The sequence below is a fragment of the Curtobacterium sp. YC1 genome (genome assembly GCF_016267665.1).
Classification (GTDB): domain Bacteria; phylum Actinomycetota; class Actinomycetes; order Actinomycetales; family Microbacteriaceae; genus Curtobacterium.
Window position 1 is genome coordinate 2211865 of record NZ_CP066341.1, and the last position, 19921, is coordinate 2231785.

The following is a 19921-nucleotide window of genomic DNA, read 5'->3' on the forward strand; positions in this document are numbered from 1 at the left end:
CGTCGGGGTCAGCGCCCCATGCCCCGGTACGTGAAGCCGGCGGCCGTCCAGGCGTCGCGGTCCAGGCAGTTGCGACCGTCGATGACGACCGGCGACGCCACGAGTGCGGAGGCCGCCGCTGCGTCGAGCTCGCGGAACTCGGTCCACTCGGTGAGCACGAGCACCAGCTCGGCGCCGCCCAGTGCCTCGGCGGCGCTCTCGACGTAGTCGAGCTCCGGGTGCACGCGGCGCGCGGTCACGACGGCCTCGGGGTCGTACGCCGACACCACGGCACCGAGCTCGTGCAGACGGGCCGCGATGTCGAGGGCCGGCGAGTCGCGGACGTCGTCGGAGTTCGGCTTGAAGGCCAGGCCGAGCACCGCGACGCGCTTGCCGCTGACGACGCCGTCGAGCAGCTCCTGCGCCAGCTCGACCACGTGCGCGCGGCGCCGCAGGTTCGTGGCGTCGACGTCGGCCAGGAACGCCAGGGACTCCCCCACGCCCAGCTCGTTCGCGCGGGCCTGGAAGGCACGGATGTCCTTCGGCAGGCAGCCGCCGCCGAAGCCGAGCCCGGCGTTCAGGAACCGGCGGCCGATGCGGGCGTCGTGGCCGATCGCGTCGGCGAGCGCGGTGACGTCGGCACCGGCGACCTCGGCGATCTCGGCCATCGAGTTGATGAACGAGATCTTCGTGGCGAGGAACGCGTTCGCGCTGATCTTCACGAGCTCGGCGGTGGGCAGGTTGACCACGAGCCGGGGCGTGCCGGTGGCGAGTGCCTCCGCGTAGACCTCGTCGAGCACCGCGACGGCCTGCTCGCCGGCGTCGCCGTCCGGGACGCCGTAGACGAAGCGGTCCGGCGCGATGGTGTCCTGCACGGCGAAGCCCTCGCGCAGGAACTCGGGGTTCCAGACGAGCGTGGCACCGGGGACGGCCTCGCTGACCTCGGCGGCCAGACGTGCGGCGGTACCGACGGGCACGGTCGACTTGCCGACGACGAACTCGCCGGCGGACAGGTGCGGGGTGAGCGCGGCGACGGCGGCGTCCACGTAGGTCAGGTCCGCGGCACCGGTGGGCCCCTGCGGGGTGCCGACGGCGAGGAAGTGCACGCGGGACCCGGCCACCTCGGCCATGTCGGTGGTGAAGCGGATCCGACCGGACTCCAGGGCCTCGGTCAGGATCTCGGGCAGCCCGGGCTCGAAGAAGGGGGCCTCGCCCGCGGCGAGCCGCTCGATCTTGGCAGGGTCGACGTCCACAGCGACGACCTCGTGTCCGAGTTTGGCCATGGAGGCGGCGTGCACGGCACCGAGGTAGCCGCAGCCGATGACAGAGATACGCACGGGACGACGGTACCGGTTTCTCGCCGAAGTCTCACGACGGCCCCCGCAGGGGGTGTCGCGGCGGCCGTCGTCAGGCCCGCACGTCGCCCCACGGCGGGCGGTCCGGGCCGCCCACGATCTCGTCCCAGTCGGGCTCGCGGTGTCGGCGTCGGGCCTCGTACGCCTCGACCAGGTCGTGCAGCACGGCCACCACGAGGTCGGCGTGCGCCACGTCGGCGAGCACCACGGCCGGGTCGTCGCCGGGGAACACGAGCACGTCGCCGGAGCGGAACAGTCCCTGCAGGCCGCGGCGTCGCACCGTGACGTCGTACCCCCGGGAGTGCAGGAGCTCGCGCCGGGTCCGGGTGCCGAGGCCGTGCACCACCACCAGGCGCCGGGTCGTGACGACGTAGCGCTCGGACATCCACCGGAACAGCGGGACCGCCCCGCCGAGCACGACGAGCACCACGACGACGAGCGCGACGACGGCGTTCAACCAGGCGAGCTGTGCCCGGAACACCCCGAAGCCGAAGCCGCCGGCCGCCGTGACGAGCACGACGAAGACCGCCGGCCGCACCAGCCGACGCGCGTGCGGCCGCAGCCGTGCGACGACGCGTTCGGGCGGGGGCTCGGTCATGCCGTCATGCATACCGCAGGTGGGTGACGTCCCCCACCGCGACGCCCCTGGTGGTGCCCGCTCGGTCCCGGATCGTGATGCGACCGGCGTCGTCGATCCCGGTGGCGTCGGCCTCTTCGACGGTGCCGTCGGGGAGTTCGAGCCGGATGCGGCGACCGATCGTGCCGCACGCCGTCCGGACGTGGGACCGGACCGTCTCGGCGGCGGGACCACCAGCGACCAGGCCGGCCACGGCCTCCAGGACGGCGGCGTGGAAGACCGACAGCACCGCGTCGGCCAGGGCGGGTGCGTCGTCGGCTGCGCCGGCGAGCAGCAGCGAGGTGGACGTCGGGGTGGGCAGTCGGTCGGCGGGGACGGTGAGGTTCACGCCGGCGCCGACCACGACGCTGCCGTCGGCGGCGACCTGGCACAGGATGCCGCACACCTTGTCGCCGGCGACCTGCACGTCGTTCGGCCACTTCACGGTGACGTCGGCGCCTCCGGGCAGCACCGTGACGATCGCGTCGCGCATCGCGGCGCCGGCGACCAGGGGCAGCCAGCCGCGGTCCCGGTCGTCCAGGTCGGTGCGGACGAGCATGCTCGCGGCGAGGGCCTGCCCGCTCGGGGCGGTCCAGGTGCGGTCGAGGCGGCCTCGCCCGGCGGTCTGGTGCAGGGTCGCGACGACGCTGCCGTGCTCCTGCCCGGGGGCCACGGCGAGCAGGTCGGCGTTCGTCGAGCCCGTCTCGGCCGGGGTGGTGATCGTCGCGCCCGCCGCCGCGACCGCTGCGCTGGTGGCGGGGAACGACGGCGACGGGGATGTGGACATGCACGCAAATGTACGGGCAGGAACCGTGGGGGTCCTCCAACCGGCCCCGTCGTGCCCGCCGGTAGGGTGAGCGGGTGACTTCAGGAGACACCCCCGATCTGTCGACGACGGCCGGCCGCCTGGCCGACCTCCGCGACCGGTACCACGAGGCCGTGACCGCCGCGGGCGAATCCGCGATCGCCAAGCAGCACGCGAAGGGCAAGGGCACCGCGCGCGAACGCATCGAGCAGCTGCTCGACGAGAACTCCTTCGTGGAGTTCGACGAGTTCGTGCGGCACCGCACCACGTCGTTCGGCATGGACGCCAAGCGGCCCTACGGCGACGCGGTCGTCACCGGCGTGGGCACGATCCACGGTCGGAACGTCGCCGTGTACGCGCAGGACTTCACCGTGTTCGGCGGGTCCCTCGGCGAGGTCGCCGGCGAGAAGATCATCAAGGTCATGCAGCACGCGCTGAAGACGGGCGTGCCGATCATCGGCATCCTCGACTCGGGCGGCGCCCGCATCCAGGAGGGCGTGGTCGCGCTCGGCAAGTACGGCGAGATCTTCCGCCTGAACACCCAGGCCTCCGGCGTCATCCCGCAGCTCTCCATCGTCATGGGCCCGGCGGCCGGCGGCGCGGTGTACTCCCCCGCCCTGACCGACTTCGTGATCATGGTCGACAAGACCAGCCACATGTTCGTCACCGGCCCCGACGTCATCAAGACCGTCACCGGCGAGGACGTCGGCTTCGAGGAGCTCGGCGGCGCCCAGACCCACAACGCGGTCTCCGGCGTGGCCCACTACCTGGCCGAGGACGAGACCGACGCGCTCGACTACGCGCGCTCGCTCATCGGGTTCCTGCCGGACAACAACCTGTCCGACCCGCCCGCGTACGACGTCGCACCCGAGCTCGAGACCACCGACGCCGACCACGAGCTCGACGTCGTGATCCCGGACTCGACGAACCAGCCCTACGACGTCACCACGATCATCGAGCACATCGTCGACGACGGCGAGTTCCTCGAGGTCCAGCCGCTGTTCGCGCCGAACATCCTGATCGGGTTCGGTCGGGTCGAGGGCCGCACGGTCGGCATCATCGCGAACCAGCCGCAGGCGATGGCCGGCACGCTGAACATCGACGCCGGCGAGAAGGCCGCGCGCTTCGTGCGGTTCTGCGACGCCTTCGGCATCCCGATCCTGACCCTCGTCGACGTGCCCGGGTACCTGCCCGGCACCGACCAGGAGTGGACCGGCGTCATCCGCCGTGGCGCGAAGCTGCTCTACGCCTACGCCGAGGCCACCGTGCCGCTCGTCACCGTCATCACGCGCAAGGCCTACGGCGGTGCGTACATCGTCATGGGCTCGAAGCAGCTCGGTGCCGACATCAACCTGGCCTGGCCGACCGCCGAGATCGCGGTCATGGGCGGCCAGGGCGCCGTGAACATCCTGTACCGCGCCGAGATCAAGCGCGCCGAGGAGTCCGGCGAGGACGTCGCCGCGGTCCGGACGAAGCTCGCGAACGAGTACACGTACAACGTCGCGTCGCCGTACCTGGCGGCCGAGCGCGGTGAGCTCGACGGCATCATCCAGCCGCACGCCACCCGCGTGGCCGTGATCAAGTCGCTCCGCTCGCTGCGGGGCAAGCGCGCCTCGCTGCCGCCGAAGAAGCACGGGAACATCCCGCTGTGACCGGACACGCACCGACGGGCGGCCGCTGATGGGTCGCCACGCCGCCCCCGTGCCGGCCGACGAGCCGACCGCGGTGGCCGACGTCCGGGTCGTCTCCGGCGAGCCGACGCCCGAGGAGCTCGCGGCCGTCGTCGCCGTGCTGCAGCGCCAGGCCGACGAGGCCGCCGCTGCCGGACGCGCCGAGGTCGTCGACCAGCCACGCGCCGGCTGGGACGCATCGGCGCGCGGCGTGCGTCGCCCGCTCGAGCACGGGCCGGGAGCCTGGGGCCGCTCGCTGCGCTGATGTACCCCTGCCCGGACGACGTCCCGGGTGGGTGCAGCGGGCACATCCCGGTCGGTATCCCCCTGAACGGGGGGCCAAGAAGTGCGCGTCCCCAGCGGAACTGCCAGGATTGTCCCCCATAATGACGACTGACACGCCACACGTGCCTCGGCATAGTTGTTGGTGTTCGGTGTCCTTCGACAGAAGACATCGCAGGTCGGTGGCCGACTAGGGTACGACGCCACCGTCCGGAGCGAGGCAGGGCGACATTCGGGTTGCCGCTCAGCCTCGGGTCGTGAACGGGCCGGTCGCATCGACCGGCCCGTTCCCCCGTTTCCGGGGTGTGGTCGGCCGGCGGTGCGGGGAGGCGCGTGCCACTCGCACGACTATGTCGACGTCGTACGACACCGACATCGTCGCCCCGGCAGACGCGTTCCGCTCGCACGACGATGTCGACGTCGTGCGACACCGACATCGTCGCCGCGGCACGCGCGCGCCAGCCCGACGCGACCACGCGGCGGCCGGGAGGCCCGTGGGGACGCCGCCACGCGCCTCCCGTCCGTCCCCCGGCGCGTGTCGATGCCGGACGACACCGTCGCTGTCGCACGACACCGACATCGTCGCCCCGGCACGCGCGCGCCAGCCCGACGCGACCACGCGGCGGCCGGGAGGCCCGTGGAGACGCCGCCACGCGCCTCCCGTCCGTCCCCCGCCGCGCCGCGCGCGGCGCGGGCGTCAGGCGGGCTCGTGCCGCGGGATCTCGAGCCAGAGGGCGACCGAGTCGTCCTCGTCGCCGTCGTCGTCGTCCAGCCCCGCCCCGAGGGCGGCGGACTCGCTCGCAGCGCCGTCCAGCCGCAGGCCCACGACGGTCACGGCGGAGTCGGAGCCCTCGGCGACGGTCCGCACGATCACGTTGTCGGCGTCCCGGGCCTGCCGGAGGGCATCAGCGACGTGCGCGTGGATCCGGCGGATGTCCGGTGCGTCGAGTTCGTCGAGCCCGCCGTCGTCGTGCAGCTGCACGGTGGCGCCCCGGCGACGCAGGCGCATGACCTCGTCGCGGACGTCGTCCGACAGCAGCGAACGGCCGCGGATCTCGTCGCGGATGGCCTGTTCCAGGTGCAGGCACTCGGCACGGTCGGCCTCGTCGAGGTCGCCGCACGAGTCGATGATCCGCTGCAGCATCGGCAGGGCCATCCGCGTCGTCTGGCTCAGGCGGAACTGGCGCTCGAACACGTGCGCGTCCTGGGCAGCCTGCCAGTCGGCGGTCTCCTGCTCGGCACGCACGAGTTCGCGGGTGTTCCGGATCGCGCGGCTCATCGCCGCCGCGAACACCGTGGCGATGGCGACCCAGGCGACACTGCCGAGCACACCGAGTTCACCGAGCGCGCCGAGCCCGGCCCAGGCGACCGTGTAGACGGCGAGGAACAGCACGCCCGCCCAGGCGAACAGCCCGCGCCCGCGCACGACGAGCACCACCATGAGCGTGCCGACCGCGGCGATCCACCACGTGGAGGAGCCGGGGCCGGTACCGGTCTCGACGACCGGAGCGGCGATCACCGGCATCACCACCGCGGTCGCGAGCGCGAAGCAGGCGGTCCACACCGGGACGACCCGACCGGGCACGAACAGCGCGAGACCGGTCGCCGCCGCGTAGAGCACCATGCACGCGACGATCGGGGCGACCTGGTCCACGCGCGGCAGCGTCGCGACGGCGAGCACCAGGTGGTAGACGGAGAACAGCGAGGCCAGTCCGACGGCGATGCTGGCCGGCAGCGAGACCTTCACGCGCTCGTCTCCGTCGTCGGCGTCCAGGTCAGCACCACGCGGGTGCCCTCGCCGGGTGCGGTGCGGACCTGCGCCTCGCCACCGACGGTCGCGACGCGCTCGACGATGGAGCGTCGGACGCCCAGCCGCTCGGCGGGGATCGCGGCCACGTCGAAGCCGCGGCCGTCGTCACCCACCTCGACGAGCACGCCGTCGTCCTGCTGCTCGACACGCACCCACCGGGTGACGTCGGGCCCGCCCGCGTGCTGGACGCTGTTCACGGCGGCCTGCAGCGCCGCCGAGGCCAGCGCGTCGGCGACGGCCGCGGGCAGCCGTGCCGGTCCGTCCGGGGCCGGGACGAGCCGGACCGGTGCGGTCAGTGCGCCGACGGCGTCGCCGATCCGGGTCCGGAGCTCCGCGAGGGACACCGGGGTCCGGTCACCGGGGCCGTCCGACGCCGCGGCCTCGAGGTGGTCGATCGCGTTCCGGGCCATCCGTGCCGCCAGCGTCTTCGCCTCGAGCGTGTCCGCCCGCGCGGCGGAGAGAAGCGTGGTGAGGACGCTGTCGTGCACGATGGCGTCGACCTGCACGCGCTCGACCTCGGTGGCGTGCTCGCGGATGGCGAGCGAGTACCGGCGGACCGCGGTGGCCTGTGCTGTGTCGACCGCCGTGGCCGCCCGCCGCAGGACCACCGCGATGACGAGCACCGCGCCGCTGAGCAGCGCCGTGTACACCCCGTCCAGCAGCGCCCGCACGAGCCCGACGTCGCCGCCGACCGGGCTGAGCCGGACGACCACGTACACGGCGGGCACGAGCGCGGTGTAGACCGTCGCACGCCACGCCGCGAAGCCCATCGCCGCAGCGGTGCAGCCGACGGTGCAGAACCACCACGGCCACGGCTGCTGCGTGTCCGGGATCGCGTCCTGCACCGTCACCGGCCAGGTCACGAGCGCGACGAGGAAGAGCAGCGCGCACACGATCTGCGCGAGCTGGGCGATCCGCTGCACGAACGCCGAGACGCCGACGAGCACGAACGACGCCGCGAGCGCGAGCGCCACGACCGGCCCCCAGAACGGGTGCAGGTACGGCAGCTGCTGCAGCACCGCCGGAGCGTCCACGATGCCGAGCCCGACCGCGGCCATCGCGAGGAGGATCGCGAAGGCACGCTCGACCGAGGCCTGCGTGATCGAGGTGCGGACGCTCCGCGCGGGGTCGGCGCCGAACGGGGTCGGCTCGACGGCCGTCCGCACCGACTCAGCCGCGGTCGCCATCCGTGTCAGCGACCGTCGCCGTCGGGGTCGATGCCCGAGTCGAGCCCGGGCAGGATGCCGTCCTCGACCGCACGACGCAGCAGGTCGACCTTCGTCGGCGCCGGGCGACCGACCTCGACGTACTTGACCCGGATGCGGTCGAGGTACTCGCGGGCGGTGGAGTAGCCGATGCCGAGCTGCTGAGCGGCGAGCTTGAGCGGCAGCCCCGACGCGTACAGGTGCAGGATCTCGCGCTCGCGTCGGCCGAGCTGCGCCTTGGCGAAGTCACGGTCGGCGTCGATGGCGCTCGCCCACTCGAGGTTGTTGAGGACGTCACCGCGGGCGACGGTCGCGACCGCCGCCATCACGGTCTTGGTGGCGGAGGACTTCGGGATGACGCCGGCAGCCCCTGCTGCGAGCGCCTCGCGGACGTTGGCGACGCGGTCGGCGATCGAGTGCACGAGCACCGCGGATCCGGTGCCCTGGACGCCCTTGACGTTCTCGGTCACGGTCGAGCCGTCACCGAGGGACAGGTCGAGGACGACGACGTCGACCTCACGCCCGTCGAGGTGCTGGACGTACTCGGGGACGCTGGCGGCGGTGAGCACCACCTCGAACCCCTCGTTCTGGCACGCCGCCTGGATCCCGAGTCGGACGGACTCGTGGTCGTCGACGATCGCGACCCGGACGGGCCTCGCGGCCGCCCCGGACGTCTCGGTGCTGGTGGTTGTCGTTCCTGCTGCCACAGTGGCCTCTCGTTCCGATGTGCGACGCCGGCCCCTGAAACCGGTGTGCCATCAACGACTCAGGATACCCAGCCCGGACTCAGGTGCGGGGGTTCTCGGCCACGGCGCGCAGACGGGTCCACCGAAGAGCGGACACGGCTGCGCACGGGCCGGTCCACCGAAGCGCGGACACGTCGACACGACGGCCCCGTCGGGCGTGCGCCGACGGGGCCGCGTGCGGTCAGCGCGCGGGCACCAGGCGAGCGACGGCCTCCATGTGGTGCGTGTGCGGGAACAGGTCGAACGCGCGCAGCGCCTCGAGCCGGTACCCGAGGTCGGCGAAGGTCGCGACATCGCGGGCGAGCGCGACCGGGTCGCACGCCACGTAGACGACCTGCTCCGGCTGCAGCGCCGCGATCTGCACGACCACGTCACGACCGGCACCGGCGCGCGGCGGGTCGAGGACGATCGTGCCGGCCCGGAAGCGGTCCTTCTCGGCCCGCGAGGCGTTCGCCACCGTGTTCGTCAGCCAGCGGTCGACCCGTCCGGTCTCGGCGCGCGCACCGATCCACTCGGACAGGTTCTCCTGCGCATGCTCGGTGGCGCGGCCGGCGCTCTCGACGCTCGTGATGCGCGCCTTCGGGCCGACCAGGTCGCCGAGCGCCGCTGCGAGCAGGCCGACGCCGCCGTACAGGTCCAGGTGCGTGCCCTCGGGGTCGAGCCGGTCGCGGTCGACCAGGTCCTGCACGGCCTCGGTCAGCACGGAGGCCGCCGCCCGGTGCACCTGCCAGAAGCCGTTGTCGTCGACCTGGAACGTCCGCTCCCCCACGACCTCGGTGACGACGGTGGGCTTCTGGTCGTCGATGACGAGCCGCGCCCCCTCGGAGCCGCTCGGCGCGAGGACGTCGATCACCGACGACCCGGGCACCGCGCCCCGGCCGAGCGGGGCGCTCTGCTGCACGACCGCGGTCGCGAGCGGCAGGCCGGTGACCGGGATGACCGAGTGCGAGCGGGCCGCGAACGGACCGGCGGTGCCCTGCTCGTCGACGTGCAGGCGAACGCGGGTGCGCCAGCCGAGACCGTTCGCCGCGTCGTCCCCGGGAGCGGGCTCGACGACGACGTCGTGTCCGAGCACCTCGGCGAGGTCGGTGCGCGCGAACCGCGCGAACGAGTCGACGAGGACGTCGTGCTTGAGCGTGCGCTGGTGCGGCAGGGCGATGTGCCCGAACTCGGCACCACCCGGGCGCGTCTCGGGATCGCGGTCGAGCGCGGCCTCGGCCCAGACGTGGTCCACGCGGTGCTCGCTCGGCGTGAGGACGCTGACCGTGTCGGCGCGCCAGAAGGACTTCTTGCGGTCCTCGGTCACCCGGGCGACGACGCGCTCACCGGGGATCGCGTCCGAGACGAACACCACCCGCCCTTCGTGCCGTGCCACCGAGATGCCGCCGTGGGCGATCCCGGTGACGTCGAGTTCGAGCAGCGTGCCGACGGATTCACCCATGGTGAGATGGTCCCATGCGTCTGTACCTCGCGAGTACATCCCCCGCCCGCCGCGCACTCCTCGCCCAGTCCGGGATCGAACCCGTGCTCGTCGCGCCCGGGGTGGACGAGGACGCCGTCGGCGCCGCCGCGGCCGCGTCCCTCGGCCGCGCCCTGGCCGGCCCGGAGCTGGTCTCGCTGCTCGCCGTCGCCAAGGCGTCGGCCGTCGCGGACTCGGCGGTCGCCGGCGCTCCCGTGGACGGCGTGGTGTTCGGCGGCGACTCCGCGTTCGAGGTCGACGGGCAGCTGTACGGCAAGCCGCACGACCCGGTGGTCGCCCGCGAGCGCTGGCGGCAGATGCTCGCCGCCGGCGGCGGCACGCTGTGGAGCGGGCACTGCGTCGTCGACCGGCGCCGGGACCCGGACCCGGCCACGGATCGGACGGGAGGCGCGGCTGCGGCCCGCCCCGCGCCTCCCGTCCGACCGGTGGACGCGCCGGGCGGCGGGCCGCTGGGGCTGGCCGGGTCGCTCGCCGACGTCGCGCCCGGCGGGTCGGCCATCGTCGTCGACGGCGACCGCGTGGTCGCGGTCGACAGCGCGGTGCTGACCTTCGCCGACGACGTGTCCGTCGACGAGATCGACGCGTACGTCGCGACGGGCGAGCCCCTCGAGGTCGCGGGGGCCTTCACGATCGACGGGCGGGCCGCGGCCTACATCACGCGCATCGACGGCGCACCGTCCGCGGTGATCGGGATGTCGCTCCCGATGCTCCGGACGATGCTCCTCCGGGGCTTCGGCATCGCGTGGCACGACCTCTGGGGACACCAGACGCGCGCACTGTAGACATCCGCACCTGTTGGACACAGTTCTTTGTGGATGCCGGTCAATTCCCGGCCCCGTGGCGCGAATACGCTGACTTACCATGCCCCGTATCAGCAAGGTCCTCATCGCGAACCGCGGCGAGATCGCCGTCCGCATCATCCGCGCGGCCCGCGACGCAGGCAAGGCATCGGTCGCCGTCTACGCCGACCAGGACCGTGACGCCCTCCACGCCCGCCTCGCTGACGAGGCCTACGCGCTGAACGGCACCACGAGCGCCGACACCTACCTCGTCATCGACAAGATCATCTCGGTCGCCCGCCGCTCCGGCGCGGACGCCGTGCACCCGGGCTACGGGTTCCTCGCCGAGAACGCCGACTTCGCCCGTGCCGTCATCGACGCCGGGCTCGTCTGGATCGGCCCCTCGCCGGAGTCGATCGAGCGCCTCGGCGACAAGGTCTCCGCGCGGCACGTCGCCGAGAAGGTCGGCGCACCCCTCGCCCCCGGCACGATCGAGCCCGTCTCGGACGCGGCAGAGGTCATCGCGTTCGCCGACGAGGTCGGGCTCCCGGTCGCCATCAAGGCGGCGTTCGGCGGCGGTGGGCGTGGCCTGAAGGTCGCTCGCACGCGCGACGAGGTCGCCGCGCAGTTCGAGTCGGCGACGCGCGAGGCGATCGCCGCCTTCGGTCGCGGCGAGTGCTTCGTCGAGAAGTACCTGGACAAGCCGCGCCACGTCGAGACCCAGTGCCTCGCCGACGAGCACGGCAACGTGGTCGTCGTCTCGACGCGCGACTGCTCGCTGCAGCGTCGACACCAGAAGCTCGTCGAGGAGGCGCCCGCGCCGTACCTGTCCGACGCGCAGCAGGAGCGCCTGTACGAGTCGTCGAAGGCGATCCTGCGCGAGGTCGGCTACGTCGGCGCCGGCACGTGCGAGTTCCTCATCGGAGCCGACGGCACCGTGTCGTTCCTCGAGGTGAACACCCGTCTGCAGGTCGAGCACTGCGTCTCGGAGGAGGTCACCGGCATCGACCTCGTACGCGAGCAGTTCCGCATCGCCGAGGGTGGCGTGCTCGACTACTCCGACCCGGAGCCGCGCGGGCACTCGTTCGAGTTCCGCATCAACGGCGAGGACCCGGGCCGCAACTTCTTCCCCGCGCCCGGCCCCGTGCACGCGTTCAACGCGCCGTCCGGCCCCGGTGTCCGTGTCGACTCGGGTGTCGTCTCCGGCGACGTCGTGTCCGGTTCGTTCGACTCGATGCTCGCGAAGCTCGTCGTCACCGGTGCCACGCGCTCCGAGGCCCTGGAACGTTCGCGTCGGGCACTCGCCGAGTTCGAGGTCACCGGCCTGCCGACCGTGCTGCCGTTCCACCGTGCGGTCGTGTCGGACCCGGCGTTCGCCACCCCCGACGACGAGCCGTTCAGCATCTACACGCAGTGGATCGAGACCGACTTCGTCAACGACATCCCGGCGTGGAGCGGCTCCCCCGAGGAACTGCCGGCGCCGACCTCGCGCGACACCGTCGTGGTCGAGGTGCAGGGCAAGCGCATCGAGGTCACCATGCCGTCGATCGTCGGCGGCGGGTCCGTCGGCGCCGCGGGTCGTCGTCCGGCCGGTCCCTCCGCTCCTCCGAAGCGCCGCTCGTCGGCGGTGCGCGGGGGCATGGCGAAGTCGGGCGGAGCCGTCGCGTCGCCGATGCAGGCCACCGTCGTCAAGCTCGCCGTCGCCGAGGGTGACACCGTGGTGAAGGGCGACCTGCTCGTCGTGCTCGAGGCCATGAAGATGGAGCAGCCCGTGCAGGCGCACAAGGACGGCGTCGTGACCGGCCTGAACGCCCCGGTCGGCCAGACGATCTCCTCCGGCCACGTCCTGCTCGAGCTCGCGTAGGCGCGCGCGGCGTGTGCGGTCGCGCGGCTCGCGCCGCGTGCGGTCGCGCGGCCGTTCCGGATTGCGCCCCGCTGTGGTCATCGCGCCCCGACTCTTCGGGGCGCGATGACCGTCAGAGGGCGCGGTTCGCAGCCTGACGCCAAGCCGTGCCCCAGTTCGGTCCGAGCGGCACCCCGGCGTCGTGCAGGATCCGCGGGAGCTGCCCCGCGGGCATCGCGTCCGACCACATCACCCGTGCGAAGCCGTTGACGTCACGGCGGCGGCGGAGACGGTCCTCCCGGCGCTTCTCGTCGATCAAGGCGGCGGTCGGTGTCCGCCCCCGCAGTGGGTCGTCGTACTTCACCCGCCCGTCGAACTCGACGATCACACCAGCTTCCGCGAACCACAGGTCGACCCGGGTCGCGGAGCAGGCCGTCGTGCGTGAACTCCTGCTGCAGGACCGGGTCGGGAGCGCCGAGCACGTGCGCACCCCACCGTGTGATGCTCTCCCCCGGTGACTCGGCGAGTGGATCCGCGTACTCGACCAGTTCCCGCGCGCGTCGTTGCCCCCGAGCACGGCGGCTCCGGAGCGCTTCGAGGATCGTCGCCCGCTCCACGCCGCGCCGCAGGACCGCGTCGAGCACGACGATGGCCCGCCACGGGTGTTCGCGGAGGGCGACGTCGACCGCGGTCTCGGTCAACGTCGTGACGGGCACCCCGTCGACCTCGACGGAGGATGGCTGACGGCCGGCGCCGCCGATCCGCTGGATGCTCCGCTTGACCTGGCCTCGGTCCCGCATCGGGTCGGTCACCGTGACGCGCTCGCCGAACGCCCCGATCCACGGGAGCCCGAGCACGGCGACCGCCGACCCGTGCGACACCACGACGGAGTCGGACCCGCCGGCGAGCACACTCCGCACGAGCACGCGATGTCGTTCGCGTCCCGTCATCGACGCCCACTCGTCCGACCCGACGTACGTGCCACGGCGCACCCGGACGAGGGTGCCGGCGTCCGCTGCGCGACGGATCGCCGACGCGCGTCCGGGCTCCTGCGCGAGGCCGACGGTCGAGATGGGGACGTGTTCCATGCTCCGATGATCGCGTCGCACCAGTGATTGAGGGCCGGGCGTGCATGATCTGTGGACGGACCACGCGCATCGCGCCCCGCTGCGGGCGTTGCGCCCCGGAGAGTCGGGGCGCGTTGCCCGCAGCGGGGCGCAGCACGAACCAGCGGCGCGTTCCGGCGGACCGGCGGAACGGCGGACCGCGCATCGCGCCCCTAGGACACCAGGGGGCGCACGGACTCGGCGAGGGCGTCGACCAGGCGCCGGGCCTCGGTCGGGGTGTCGGCGACGGTGTCGATGTAGACCTTCACCTTGGGCTCGGTGCCGCTCGGCCGCACGATGACCCGGGCGTCGCCGGCCAGGTCGTAGCGCAGGATGTCCGAGGGCGGGAAGCCGTCGACGCCGTCCACGTAGTCGGTCACGTTCTGCACGGTCAACCCACCGAGCGACGTCGGCGGCGTGGAACGCAGTGCCGCCATGACCTCGCCGATGCGCGACAGGTCGTCCACGCGGGTCGCGACCTGGCCCGAAGCGAAGGCCCCGAACTCGGCGGCGAAGGCCTCGAGCTGGCCCGCGATCGACGAGCCCGACGCCGCGAGCTCGTCGGCAAGGGACAGCAGTTCGAGCGCGGCGGAGATGCCGTCCTTGTCGCGGACGACCGTCGGATCGACCAGGTAGCCGAGTGCTTCCTCGTAGCCGAACAGCAGCCCGGGTACCCGTGAGACCCACTTGAAGCCGGTCAGGGTGTCGCGGTACTCCAGGCCGTGCCGGGCGGCGACACGGGCCAGGGCGGGCGACGAGACGATCGACGCGGCGAGCGTACCGGTCGTCCCCGCGGCGGCGGCCCGTGCGGCGGCACGCCACCCGAGCAGCCAGCCGACCTCGTTGCCGGACAGCCGACGGTAGCCGGGAGCACCCGCGTCGGCGACGACCGGGATCGCGAGCGCGAGCCGGTCGGCGTCGGGGTCGTTCGCGATCACCAGGTCCGCGCCGACCTCGAGCCCGCGGGCGATCGCCAGGTCCATGGCGCCCGGCTCCTCCGGGTTCGGGAACGACACCGTCGGGAACGCCCCGTCCGGTTCGATCTGCTCCGGCACGACGGCCGGCTCCGCGAAGCCGGCTGCGGCGAAGACCGCGCGTGCCGTCTCCCACCCCACGCCGTGCATGGCCGTGTAGACGACGGTCGGCTGGTCGTCGACCGGGAGGCCCGGGGCCGGCACCGTCGCGGCCGTCGCGGCCACGTACGCCTCGACCAGGTCGGACCCCGCCACCGTGTAGTCCGTCGCGCGGACGAGGTCGCGCACGTCGCCGGCGGCGACGGCGTCGATCGCCGCGGCGATCTCGCCGTCGACCGGCGGCACGATCTGCGACCCGTCGTCGTCCTGGCCGAGGTAGACCTTGTAGCCGTTGTCCCGCGGCGGGTTGTGGCTCGCGGTGACCATGACCCCGGCGCCGACGTCGAGGTGCCGGACGGCGAACGCGAGCACAGGCGTCGGCAGGGCCGAGGGCAACAGCGTGACCTCGAGCCCGAGACCGCGCATGACCTCGGCGGAGTCCCGCGCGAAGACGTCCGAGTTGACCCGGCCGTCGTAGCCGATCACGACGCTGCGCGCGCGCCCGGTGTCGATGAGGAAGCGGGCCAGCCCGGCGGCTGCCTGCGTCACGACGACGCGGTTCATCCGCTGTGGTCCGGCGCCGAGCTCGGCGCGGAGACCGGCGGTGCCGAAGGTCAGACGGCCGGAGAAGCGCTCGCGCAGCGAGGCGACCGCGTCCCCCGACTCGGCGGACGCGCCCGAGGCGGCGGCGACGAGCGCGTCGAGCTCGGCGCGGGTCTCGTCGTCGGGATCCTGGGCCGACCAGGACCTGGCGGCGGCGAGCAGCGCCTCCAGACCGGTGTCCTGCGCCGTGCCGGCGTCCTGCGCAGCGCCGCCGTCGCCCAGGTCGCCGTCCGCGATCGCGCCGTCGGACGCGCCCTCGTGCCGGGTCACAGCGCCGCCACCACGCGGGCCAGCAGGTCCGCGATCACCGGCTCGGCCTGCTTGCCGGCCTCGAGGACCTCGGTGTGCGACAGCGGCGTCGTCTGGATGCCCGCGGCGAGGTTGGTGATGAGCGAGAAGCCGAGCACCTCCATGCCCGCCTGCCGCGCCGCGATCGCCTCGAGCGCGGTGGACATGCCGACGATGTGCCCGCCGATGGTCTTGGCCATCTGGACCTCGGCCGGGGTCTCGTAGTGCGGCCCGCGGAACTGCGTGTAGACGCCCTCGTCGAGCGACGGGTCGACGGACTTCGCCACGGCGCGCAGTCGGGCCGAGTACAGGTCGGTCAGGTCGATGAAGGTCGCGCCCTCGAGCGGGCTGTCGGCCGTCAGGTTGATGTGGTCGCTGATGAGCACGGGGGTGCCGGGCGTCCAGTGCTCCTTGATGCCACCGGCACCGTTCGTCAGGACCATGACCGTCGCGCCGGTCGCCGCGGCGGTGCGGACGCTGTGCACGACGCGACGGACGCCGTGGCCCTCGTAGTAGTGCGTGCGGGCGCCGATGACGAGCGCGTGCCGACCGTCGGGCAGCCGGATCGACCGGATCGTGCCGGAGTGCCCGGGCACGGCCGAGGCGCTGAAGCCGGGGACCTGGTCCGCGGGGATCTCGGACACGGTCTCGCCGATGATGTCGGCGGCCTTCCCCCAGCCGGACCCGAGGGTCAGGGCGATGTCGTGCCGGTCGATCCCGGACTTCGACGCGATGACGGCGGCGGCGTCCCGCGCGACCTCGAACGGGTCGGCAGCGGGGTCGTTCAGCGGGTTCTCGGTGCTCATGTCCCCATGCTAGAGCGCACAGCCGACGCACCGTGCGACGCGCGCGACCCGCCTCAGTGCTCGCCGAGCGCCCGGTCGACGGCGGCCGTGATCTCGCCCTGGTCGAAGTGGTTCCGGATGACGATGACCTCGGCGTAGGTGTCCCCGATCGCCTCGACGAACTCCTGACTCGTCAGGATCACGTTCGCGTCGTCGGAGACGTCACGGACCGAGGCGACGTCGGCCGCCACCACCTCTGCCGAGAGCCCGAGGGCGACGAGCGCCTTCTCGGCGTTCACCTTGAGGATCCCGCTCGCGCCGATGCCCGCGCCGCAGATCGTCACGATCTTCACGCGGAGACCCCCGTGATCGCCCGGACCTCGTCCGCCGTGGTCGCCGCCGCGATCCGCCCGGTCACCGTCGCGTCGTCGAACAGGTTCGCGATCTCGCCGATGGACTCCAGGTGCGTGCCGACCTCGGCCACCGCGAGTCCGAGCACCACGCGCACGGGGTCGTTGTGCGGGTGCCCGAACGCCACCGGGGACGCGAGGGTCACGATCGCCAGGCCGTCGCGCAGGACCGCACCGCCGGGCCGGGCGTGCGCGAACGCCAGCCCGGGCGAGATGACGATGTACGGCCCGTGCTCCTCGACCATGCCGATCATGGCGTCGGTGTAGTCGTCGGTGGTGGCGCCGGACGCGACGAGCGCTCCGCCGACCAGCCGCATCGCGTCACGCCACGTGGGCGCGTCCGCTCCGAGGAGGACGGCGGTGTCCGGCAGCGGTGGGAGTGGCATGCGTCAGGCCTCCTGGTACCCGGCCGTGATGGTGGCGATGATCTCCTCGCGGTCCTCGAGCGGCAGGAAGGACCCGAGCGCGGCGTTGATCTGGAACGCTGCCAGGTCGTCGAGGTCGTAGCCGAAGGTGCCGGCGAGCAGCGCGAGCTCGCGCGACAGCGAGGTCCCGCTCATCAGGCGGTTGTCGGTGTTCACCGTGACGCGGAACCCGAGCTGGTAGAGCACGTCGAAGGGGTGGTCGGCCAGGTCGTCGCCCCACGCGGCGATCGCCCCGGTCTGCAGGTTCGACGACGGCGCGACCTCGAGCGGGATCTCGCGGTCCCGCACCCACGACGCGACCTCTCCCAGGCTGGCGAGGGTCGAGCCGTCACCGGCGTCGGAGAGGGCGACGTCCTCGAAGATGCGCACGCCGTGCCCGAGGCGGAGCGCCCGACCGTCGACCAGCGCGGAGCGGATCGAGGCGAGCCCGTCGGCCTCGCCGGCGTGCACGGTGACGGGGAACAGCTCGGACGCCAGGTACTCGAACGCCGCCCGGTGGTTCGCGGGCGGGAACCCGGCCTCGGCCCCGGCGATGTCGAACCCGACGACCCCGGCGTCACGGTGTCGCACGGCGAGCTCCGCGATCTCGAGCGACCGGTCCGCGTGGCGCATCGCCGTGACGAGCTGGCCGACGCGGATGCGCCCACCGGCGGCGTCGACGGCTTCCTCGATGCCGGCCTGCACGGCCTCCACCGCCTGGTCGAGCGTGAGCCCGCCCTGCAGGTGCTGCTCCGGGGCCCAGCGGATCTCGCCGTACACGACGCCGTCGGCGACGAGGTCCTCGACGAACTCCTTCGCGACGCGGTGCAGCTGCGGCGCCGTCTGCATGACCGACGTCGTGACGTCGAACGTCTTCAGGTACTCGACGAGCGACCCGGAGTTCGACTGGTCGGCGAACCACTGGCCGAGCTCCGCCGGGTCGGTGGTCGGGAGCGACACACCGGCCTCGGCCGCGAGCTCCACGATCGTCGCGGGACGCAGCCCACCGTCCAGGTGGTCGTGCAGCGAGACCTTCGGCAGGTCGTTGATGACCGCTCCGGCGTCGGGCAGGCGGTAGGTCGGGGCGTCGGCGCTCATGCGCACCAGGTTATCGGTGGTCACCGACGACGCGCAGGCACCTGTGCACGACACACCGCGAGGCGGGCGGGAGGCTCCCCCTGGCCCGACGACGCGCGTCGGCCCCTCCAGGTGGCGGTCCGTGTGCACGTGCGAGCGCCGGCCACGCCAGCTGACGGTCCGCGCCCGCGTACGGGCATCGCGCCCCGGTGTGTCGGGGTGCGATGCCCGTACGGGGGCGCGCAACGCAGACGCGAGCACGAACCACGCAACGCACGAGCAACGCGCGCCCGTGCCCCGCCCCGGACGTCAGCCCGTGATGCGCTCCCGCACGATCGGCCCGCGGTCGACCACGGCGTCGGGAGCGCCGATCGCCCAGGCCCCCTCGAGCGACTCGAGCGCCCGGTCGAACCGCGCCGGCTCGTCGGTGTGCAGCGTCCAGAGGGGCTGTCCCTCGGTCACGGTGTCGCCCGGCTTGACGTGCAGCTCGATGCCGGCGCCCGCCTGCACCGGGTCCTGCGCGCGCGCACGACCGGCACCGAGGCGCCAGGCGGACACGCCGAACGGCAGCGCGTCCTGCTGCACGAGCACCCCGGACGACGGCGCGGTGACGACGTGCTGCTCCCTGGCGACCGGCAGTGCGGCGGACGGGTCACCGCCCTGCGCCTCGATCATCCGGCGCCAGGTGTCCATCGCGCGGCCGTCGGCCAGTGCCGCGGCCGGGTCGGCGTCGGGCAGGCCGGCGAGCGTGAGCATCTCGGTCGCCAGCGCCACGGTCAGTGCGACGACGTCGGCGGGCCCGCCGCCCTCGAGGACCGCAACCGACTCCCGCACCTCGAGCGCGTTGCCGATCGTCAGCCCGAGCGGGACCTCCATGTCGGTCAGCAGTGCCGAGGTCGCGACCCCGGCGTCGTTGCCGAGGTCGACCATGGTCTGCGCGAGCTCCCGGGACGCCTCGTAGGTCGGCATGAACGCGCCGGACCCGAACTTCACGTCGAGCACGAGTGCGCCGGTGCCCTCGGCGATCTTCTTCGACATGATGCTCGACGCGATGAGCGGGATGCACTCCACCGTGCCGGTGATGTCGCGCAGGGCGTAGAGCTTCTTGTCCGCGGGGGCCAGGCCGGAACCCGCCGCGCAGATGACCGCGCCGACGTCCTGCAGCACCTGCATCATGCGGTCGTTCGAGATGGACGCCTGCCACCCCGGGATCGACTCGAGCTTGTCGAGCGTGCCGCCGGTGTGGCCGAGACCGCGGCCGGACAGCTGCGGCACGGCGACCCCGAACGAGGCGACCAACGGCGCGAGCGGCAGCGTGATCTTGTCGCCGACCCCGCCGGTGGAGTGCTTGTCGACGGTCGTCTTGCCGAGCGAGCCGAACGACATCCGCTCCCCCGACGCGATCATCGCGAGCGTGAGGTCCTTGATCTCCCGCCGTTCCATCCCGTTCAGGAAGATCGCCATCGCCATCGCCGCCATCTGCGGGTCCTCGACGTACCCGCGCGTGTAGGCGTCGACGAGCCAGTCGACCTCGGCGGTGCTCAGGACTCCGCCGGAGCGCTTGGTGCGGATGAGGTCGACGGTGTCGAACGGCTCGACGGCCAT

Annotated in this window: 18 protein-coding genes; 4 read left to right on the forward strand and 14 right to left on the reverse strand. The window is 73.1% G+C overall.

Translation table 11 applies throughout. The annotated features are described in order from the left end of the window. Positions 1 to 8: 8 nt before the first annotated feature. The 3 genes from I8920_RS10325 to I8920_RS10335 all read right to left on the reverse strand — a co-directional run bounded on the left by I8920_RS10325 (position 9) and on the right by I8920_RS10335 (position 2737). Complete coding sequence (locus tag I8920_RS10325) at positions 9 to 1316, reverse strand: UDP-glucose dehydrogenase family protein (RefSeq protein WP_198656276.1); 1308 nt, start codon at positions 1314 to 1316, stop codon at positions 9 to 11. 70 nt (positions 1317 to 1386) lie between these two features. Then, complete coding sequence (locus I8920_RS10330; RefSeq protein ID WP_198656277.1) at positions 1387 to 1932, reverse strand: PH domain-containing protein; 546 nt, start codon at positions 1930 to 1932, stop codon at positions 1387 to 1389. Positions 1933 to 1936: 4 nt separating this feature from the next. Then, the gene (locus I8920_RS10335; protein ID WP_198656278.1) at positions 1937 to 2737 is read right to left on the reverse strand and encodes a biotin--[acetyl-CoA-carboxylase] ligase; all 801 of its coding nucleotides are present in this window, start codon (positions 2735 to 2737) and stop codon (positions 1937 to 1939) included. 74 nt (positions 2738 to 2811) lie between these two features. On the opposite strand from I8920_RS10335, the gene I8920_RS10340 reads away from it, so the two are divergent. Both I8920_RS10340 and I8920_RS10345 read left to right on the forward strand, forming a co-directional pair. After that, positions 2812 to 4407 carry an acyl-CoA carboxylase subunit beta gene (locus I8920_RS10340; RefSeq protein ID WP_198656279.1) on the forward strand — a complete coding sequence of 532 codons (1596 nt, stop codon included), beginning with the start codon at positions 2812 to 2814 and terminating at the stop codon, positions 4405 to 4407. Positions 4408 to 4435: 28 nt separating this feature from the next. Beyond that, positions 4436 to 4690 (forward strand): acyl-CoA carboxylase subunit epsilon, encoded by a 255-nt coding sequence (locus I8920_RS10345; RefSeq protein WP_198656280.1) that lies wholly within the window; start codon positions 4436 to 4438, stop codon positions 4688 to 4690. A 714-nt stretch (positions 4691 to 5404) separates the two neighbouring features. Here the strand turns inward: I8920_RS10345 and I8920_RS10350 are convergent. The 4 genes from I8920_RS10350 to I8920_RS10365 all read right to left on the reverse strand — a co-directional run bounded on the left by I8920_RS10350 (position 5405) and on the right by I8920_RS10365 (position 9909). Further along, the gene (locus tag I8920_RS10350; RefSeq protein WP_198656281.1) at positions 5405 to 6454 is read right to left on the reverse strand and encodes a hypothetical protein; all 1050 of its coding nucleotides are present in this window, start codon (positions 6452 to 6454) and stop codon (positions 5405 to 5407) included. Further along, positions 6451 to 7704, reverse strand: a complete 1254-nt coding sequence (locus I8920_RS10355) for a sensor histidine kinase (RefSeq protein ID WP_198656282.1) — start codon at positions 7702 to 7704, stop codon at positions 6451 to 6453. Before I8920_RS10355 ends, I8920_RS10350 begins: the two co-directional genes overlap by 4 nt. A gap of 5 nt (positions 7705 to 7709) precedes the next feature. Further along, on the reverse strand, positions 7710 to 8429 hold the full coding sequence (locus I8920_RS10360; RefSeq protein ID WP_198656283.1) for a response regulator transcription factor: 720 nt from the start codon (positions 8427 to 8429) through the stop codon (positions 7710 to 7712). 220 nt (positions 8430 to 8649) lie between these two features. Further along, positions 8650 to 9909 carry a class I SAM-dependent RNA methyltransferase gene (locus tag I8920_RS10365; protein ID WP_198656284.1) on the reverse strand — a complete coding sequence of 420 codons (1260 nt, stop codon included), beginning with the start codon at positions 9907 to 9909 and terminating at the stop codon, positions 8650 to 8652. Positions 9910 to 9923: 14 nt separating this feature from the next. Between I8920_RS10365 and I8920_RS10370 the strand changes: the two genes are divergently transcribed. Both I8920_RS10370 and I8920_RS10375 read left to right on the forward strand, forming a co-directional pair. Beyond that, on the forward strand, positions 9924 to 10730 hold the full coding sequence (locus tag I8920_RS10370) for a Maf family protein (protein ID WP_198656285.1): 807 nt from the start codon (positions 9924 to 9926) through the stop codon (positions 10728 to 10730). 79 nt (positions 10731 to 10809) lie between these two features. Then, positions 10810 to 12591: an acetyl/propionyl/methylcrotonyl-CoA carboxylase subunit alpha gene (locus tag I8920_RS10375; RefSeq protein ID WP_198656286.1), complete on the forward strand. Its 1782-nt coding sequence runs from the start codon at positions 10810 to 10812 to the stop codon at positions 12589 to 12591. A gap of 251 nt (positions 12592 to 12842) precedes the next feature. On the opposite strand, the gene I8920_RS10380 is transcribed toward I8920_RS10375, so the two are convergent. The 7 genes from I8920_RS10380 to I8920_RS10410 form a co-directional block, all read right to left on the reverse strand. Further along, on the reverse strand, positions 12843 to 13658 hold the full coding sequence (locus tag I8920_RS10380; RefSeq protein WP_198656287.1) for a hypothetical protein: 816 nt from the start codon (positions 13656 to 13658) through the stop codon (positions 12843 to 12845). 191 nt (positions 13659 to 13849) lie between these two features. Next, on the reverse strand, positions 13850 to 15523 hold the full coding sequence (locus tag I8920_RS10385; RefSeq protein WP_198658714.1) for a phospho-sugar mutase: 1674 nt from the start codon (positions 15521 to 15523) through the stop codon (positions 13850 to 13852). Positions 15524 to 15618: 95 nt separating this feature from the next. Further along, positions 15619 to 16446 (reverse strand): purine-nucleoside phosphorylase, encoded by an 828-nt coding sequence (locus tag I8920_RS10390; protein WP_198656288.1) that lies wholly within the window; start codon positions 16444 to 16446, stop codon positions 15619 to 15621. Between the two features lie 53 nt (positions 16447 to 16499). Beyond that, positions 16500 to 16778, reverse strand: a complete 279-nt coding sequence (locus I8920_RS10395; protein WP_198656289.1) for a PTS sugar transporter subunit IIB — start codon at positions 16776 to 16778, stop codon at positions 16500 to 16502. Next, the gene (locus I8920_RS10400) at positions 16775 to 17221 is read right to left on the reverse strand and encodes a PTS sugar transporter subunit IIA (RefSeq protein WP_198656290.1); all 447 of its coding nucleotides are present in this window, start codon (positions 17219 to 17221) and stop codon (positions 16775 to 16777) included. The genes I8920_RS10395 and I8920_RS10400 overlap by 4 nt, the downstream gene beginning before the upstream one ends. 3 nt (positions 17222 to 17224) lie before the next feature. Beyond that, positions 17225 to 18337 carry an adenosine deaminase gene (locus tag I8920_RS10405; protein WP_198656291.1) on the reverse strand — a complete coding sequence of 371 codons (1113 nt, stop codon included), beginning with the start codon at positions 18335 to 18337 and terminating at the stop codon, positions 17225 to 17227. A gap of 288 nt (positions 18338 to 18625) precedes the next feature. Further along, positions 18626 to 19921 carry a thymidine phosphorylase gene (locus I8920_RS10410; RefSeq protein ID WP_198656292.1) on the reverse strand — a complete coding sequence of 432 codons (1296 nt, stop codon included), beginning with the start codon at positions 19919 to 19921 and terminating at the stop codon, positions 18626 to 18628.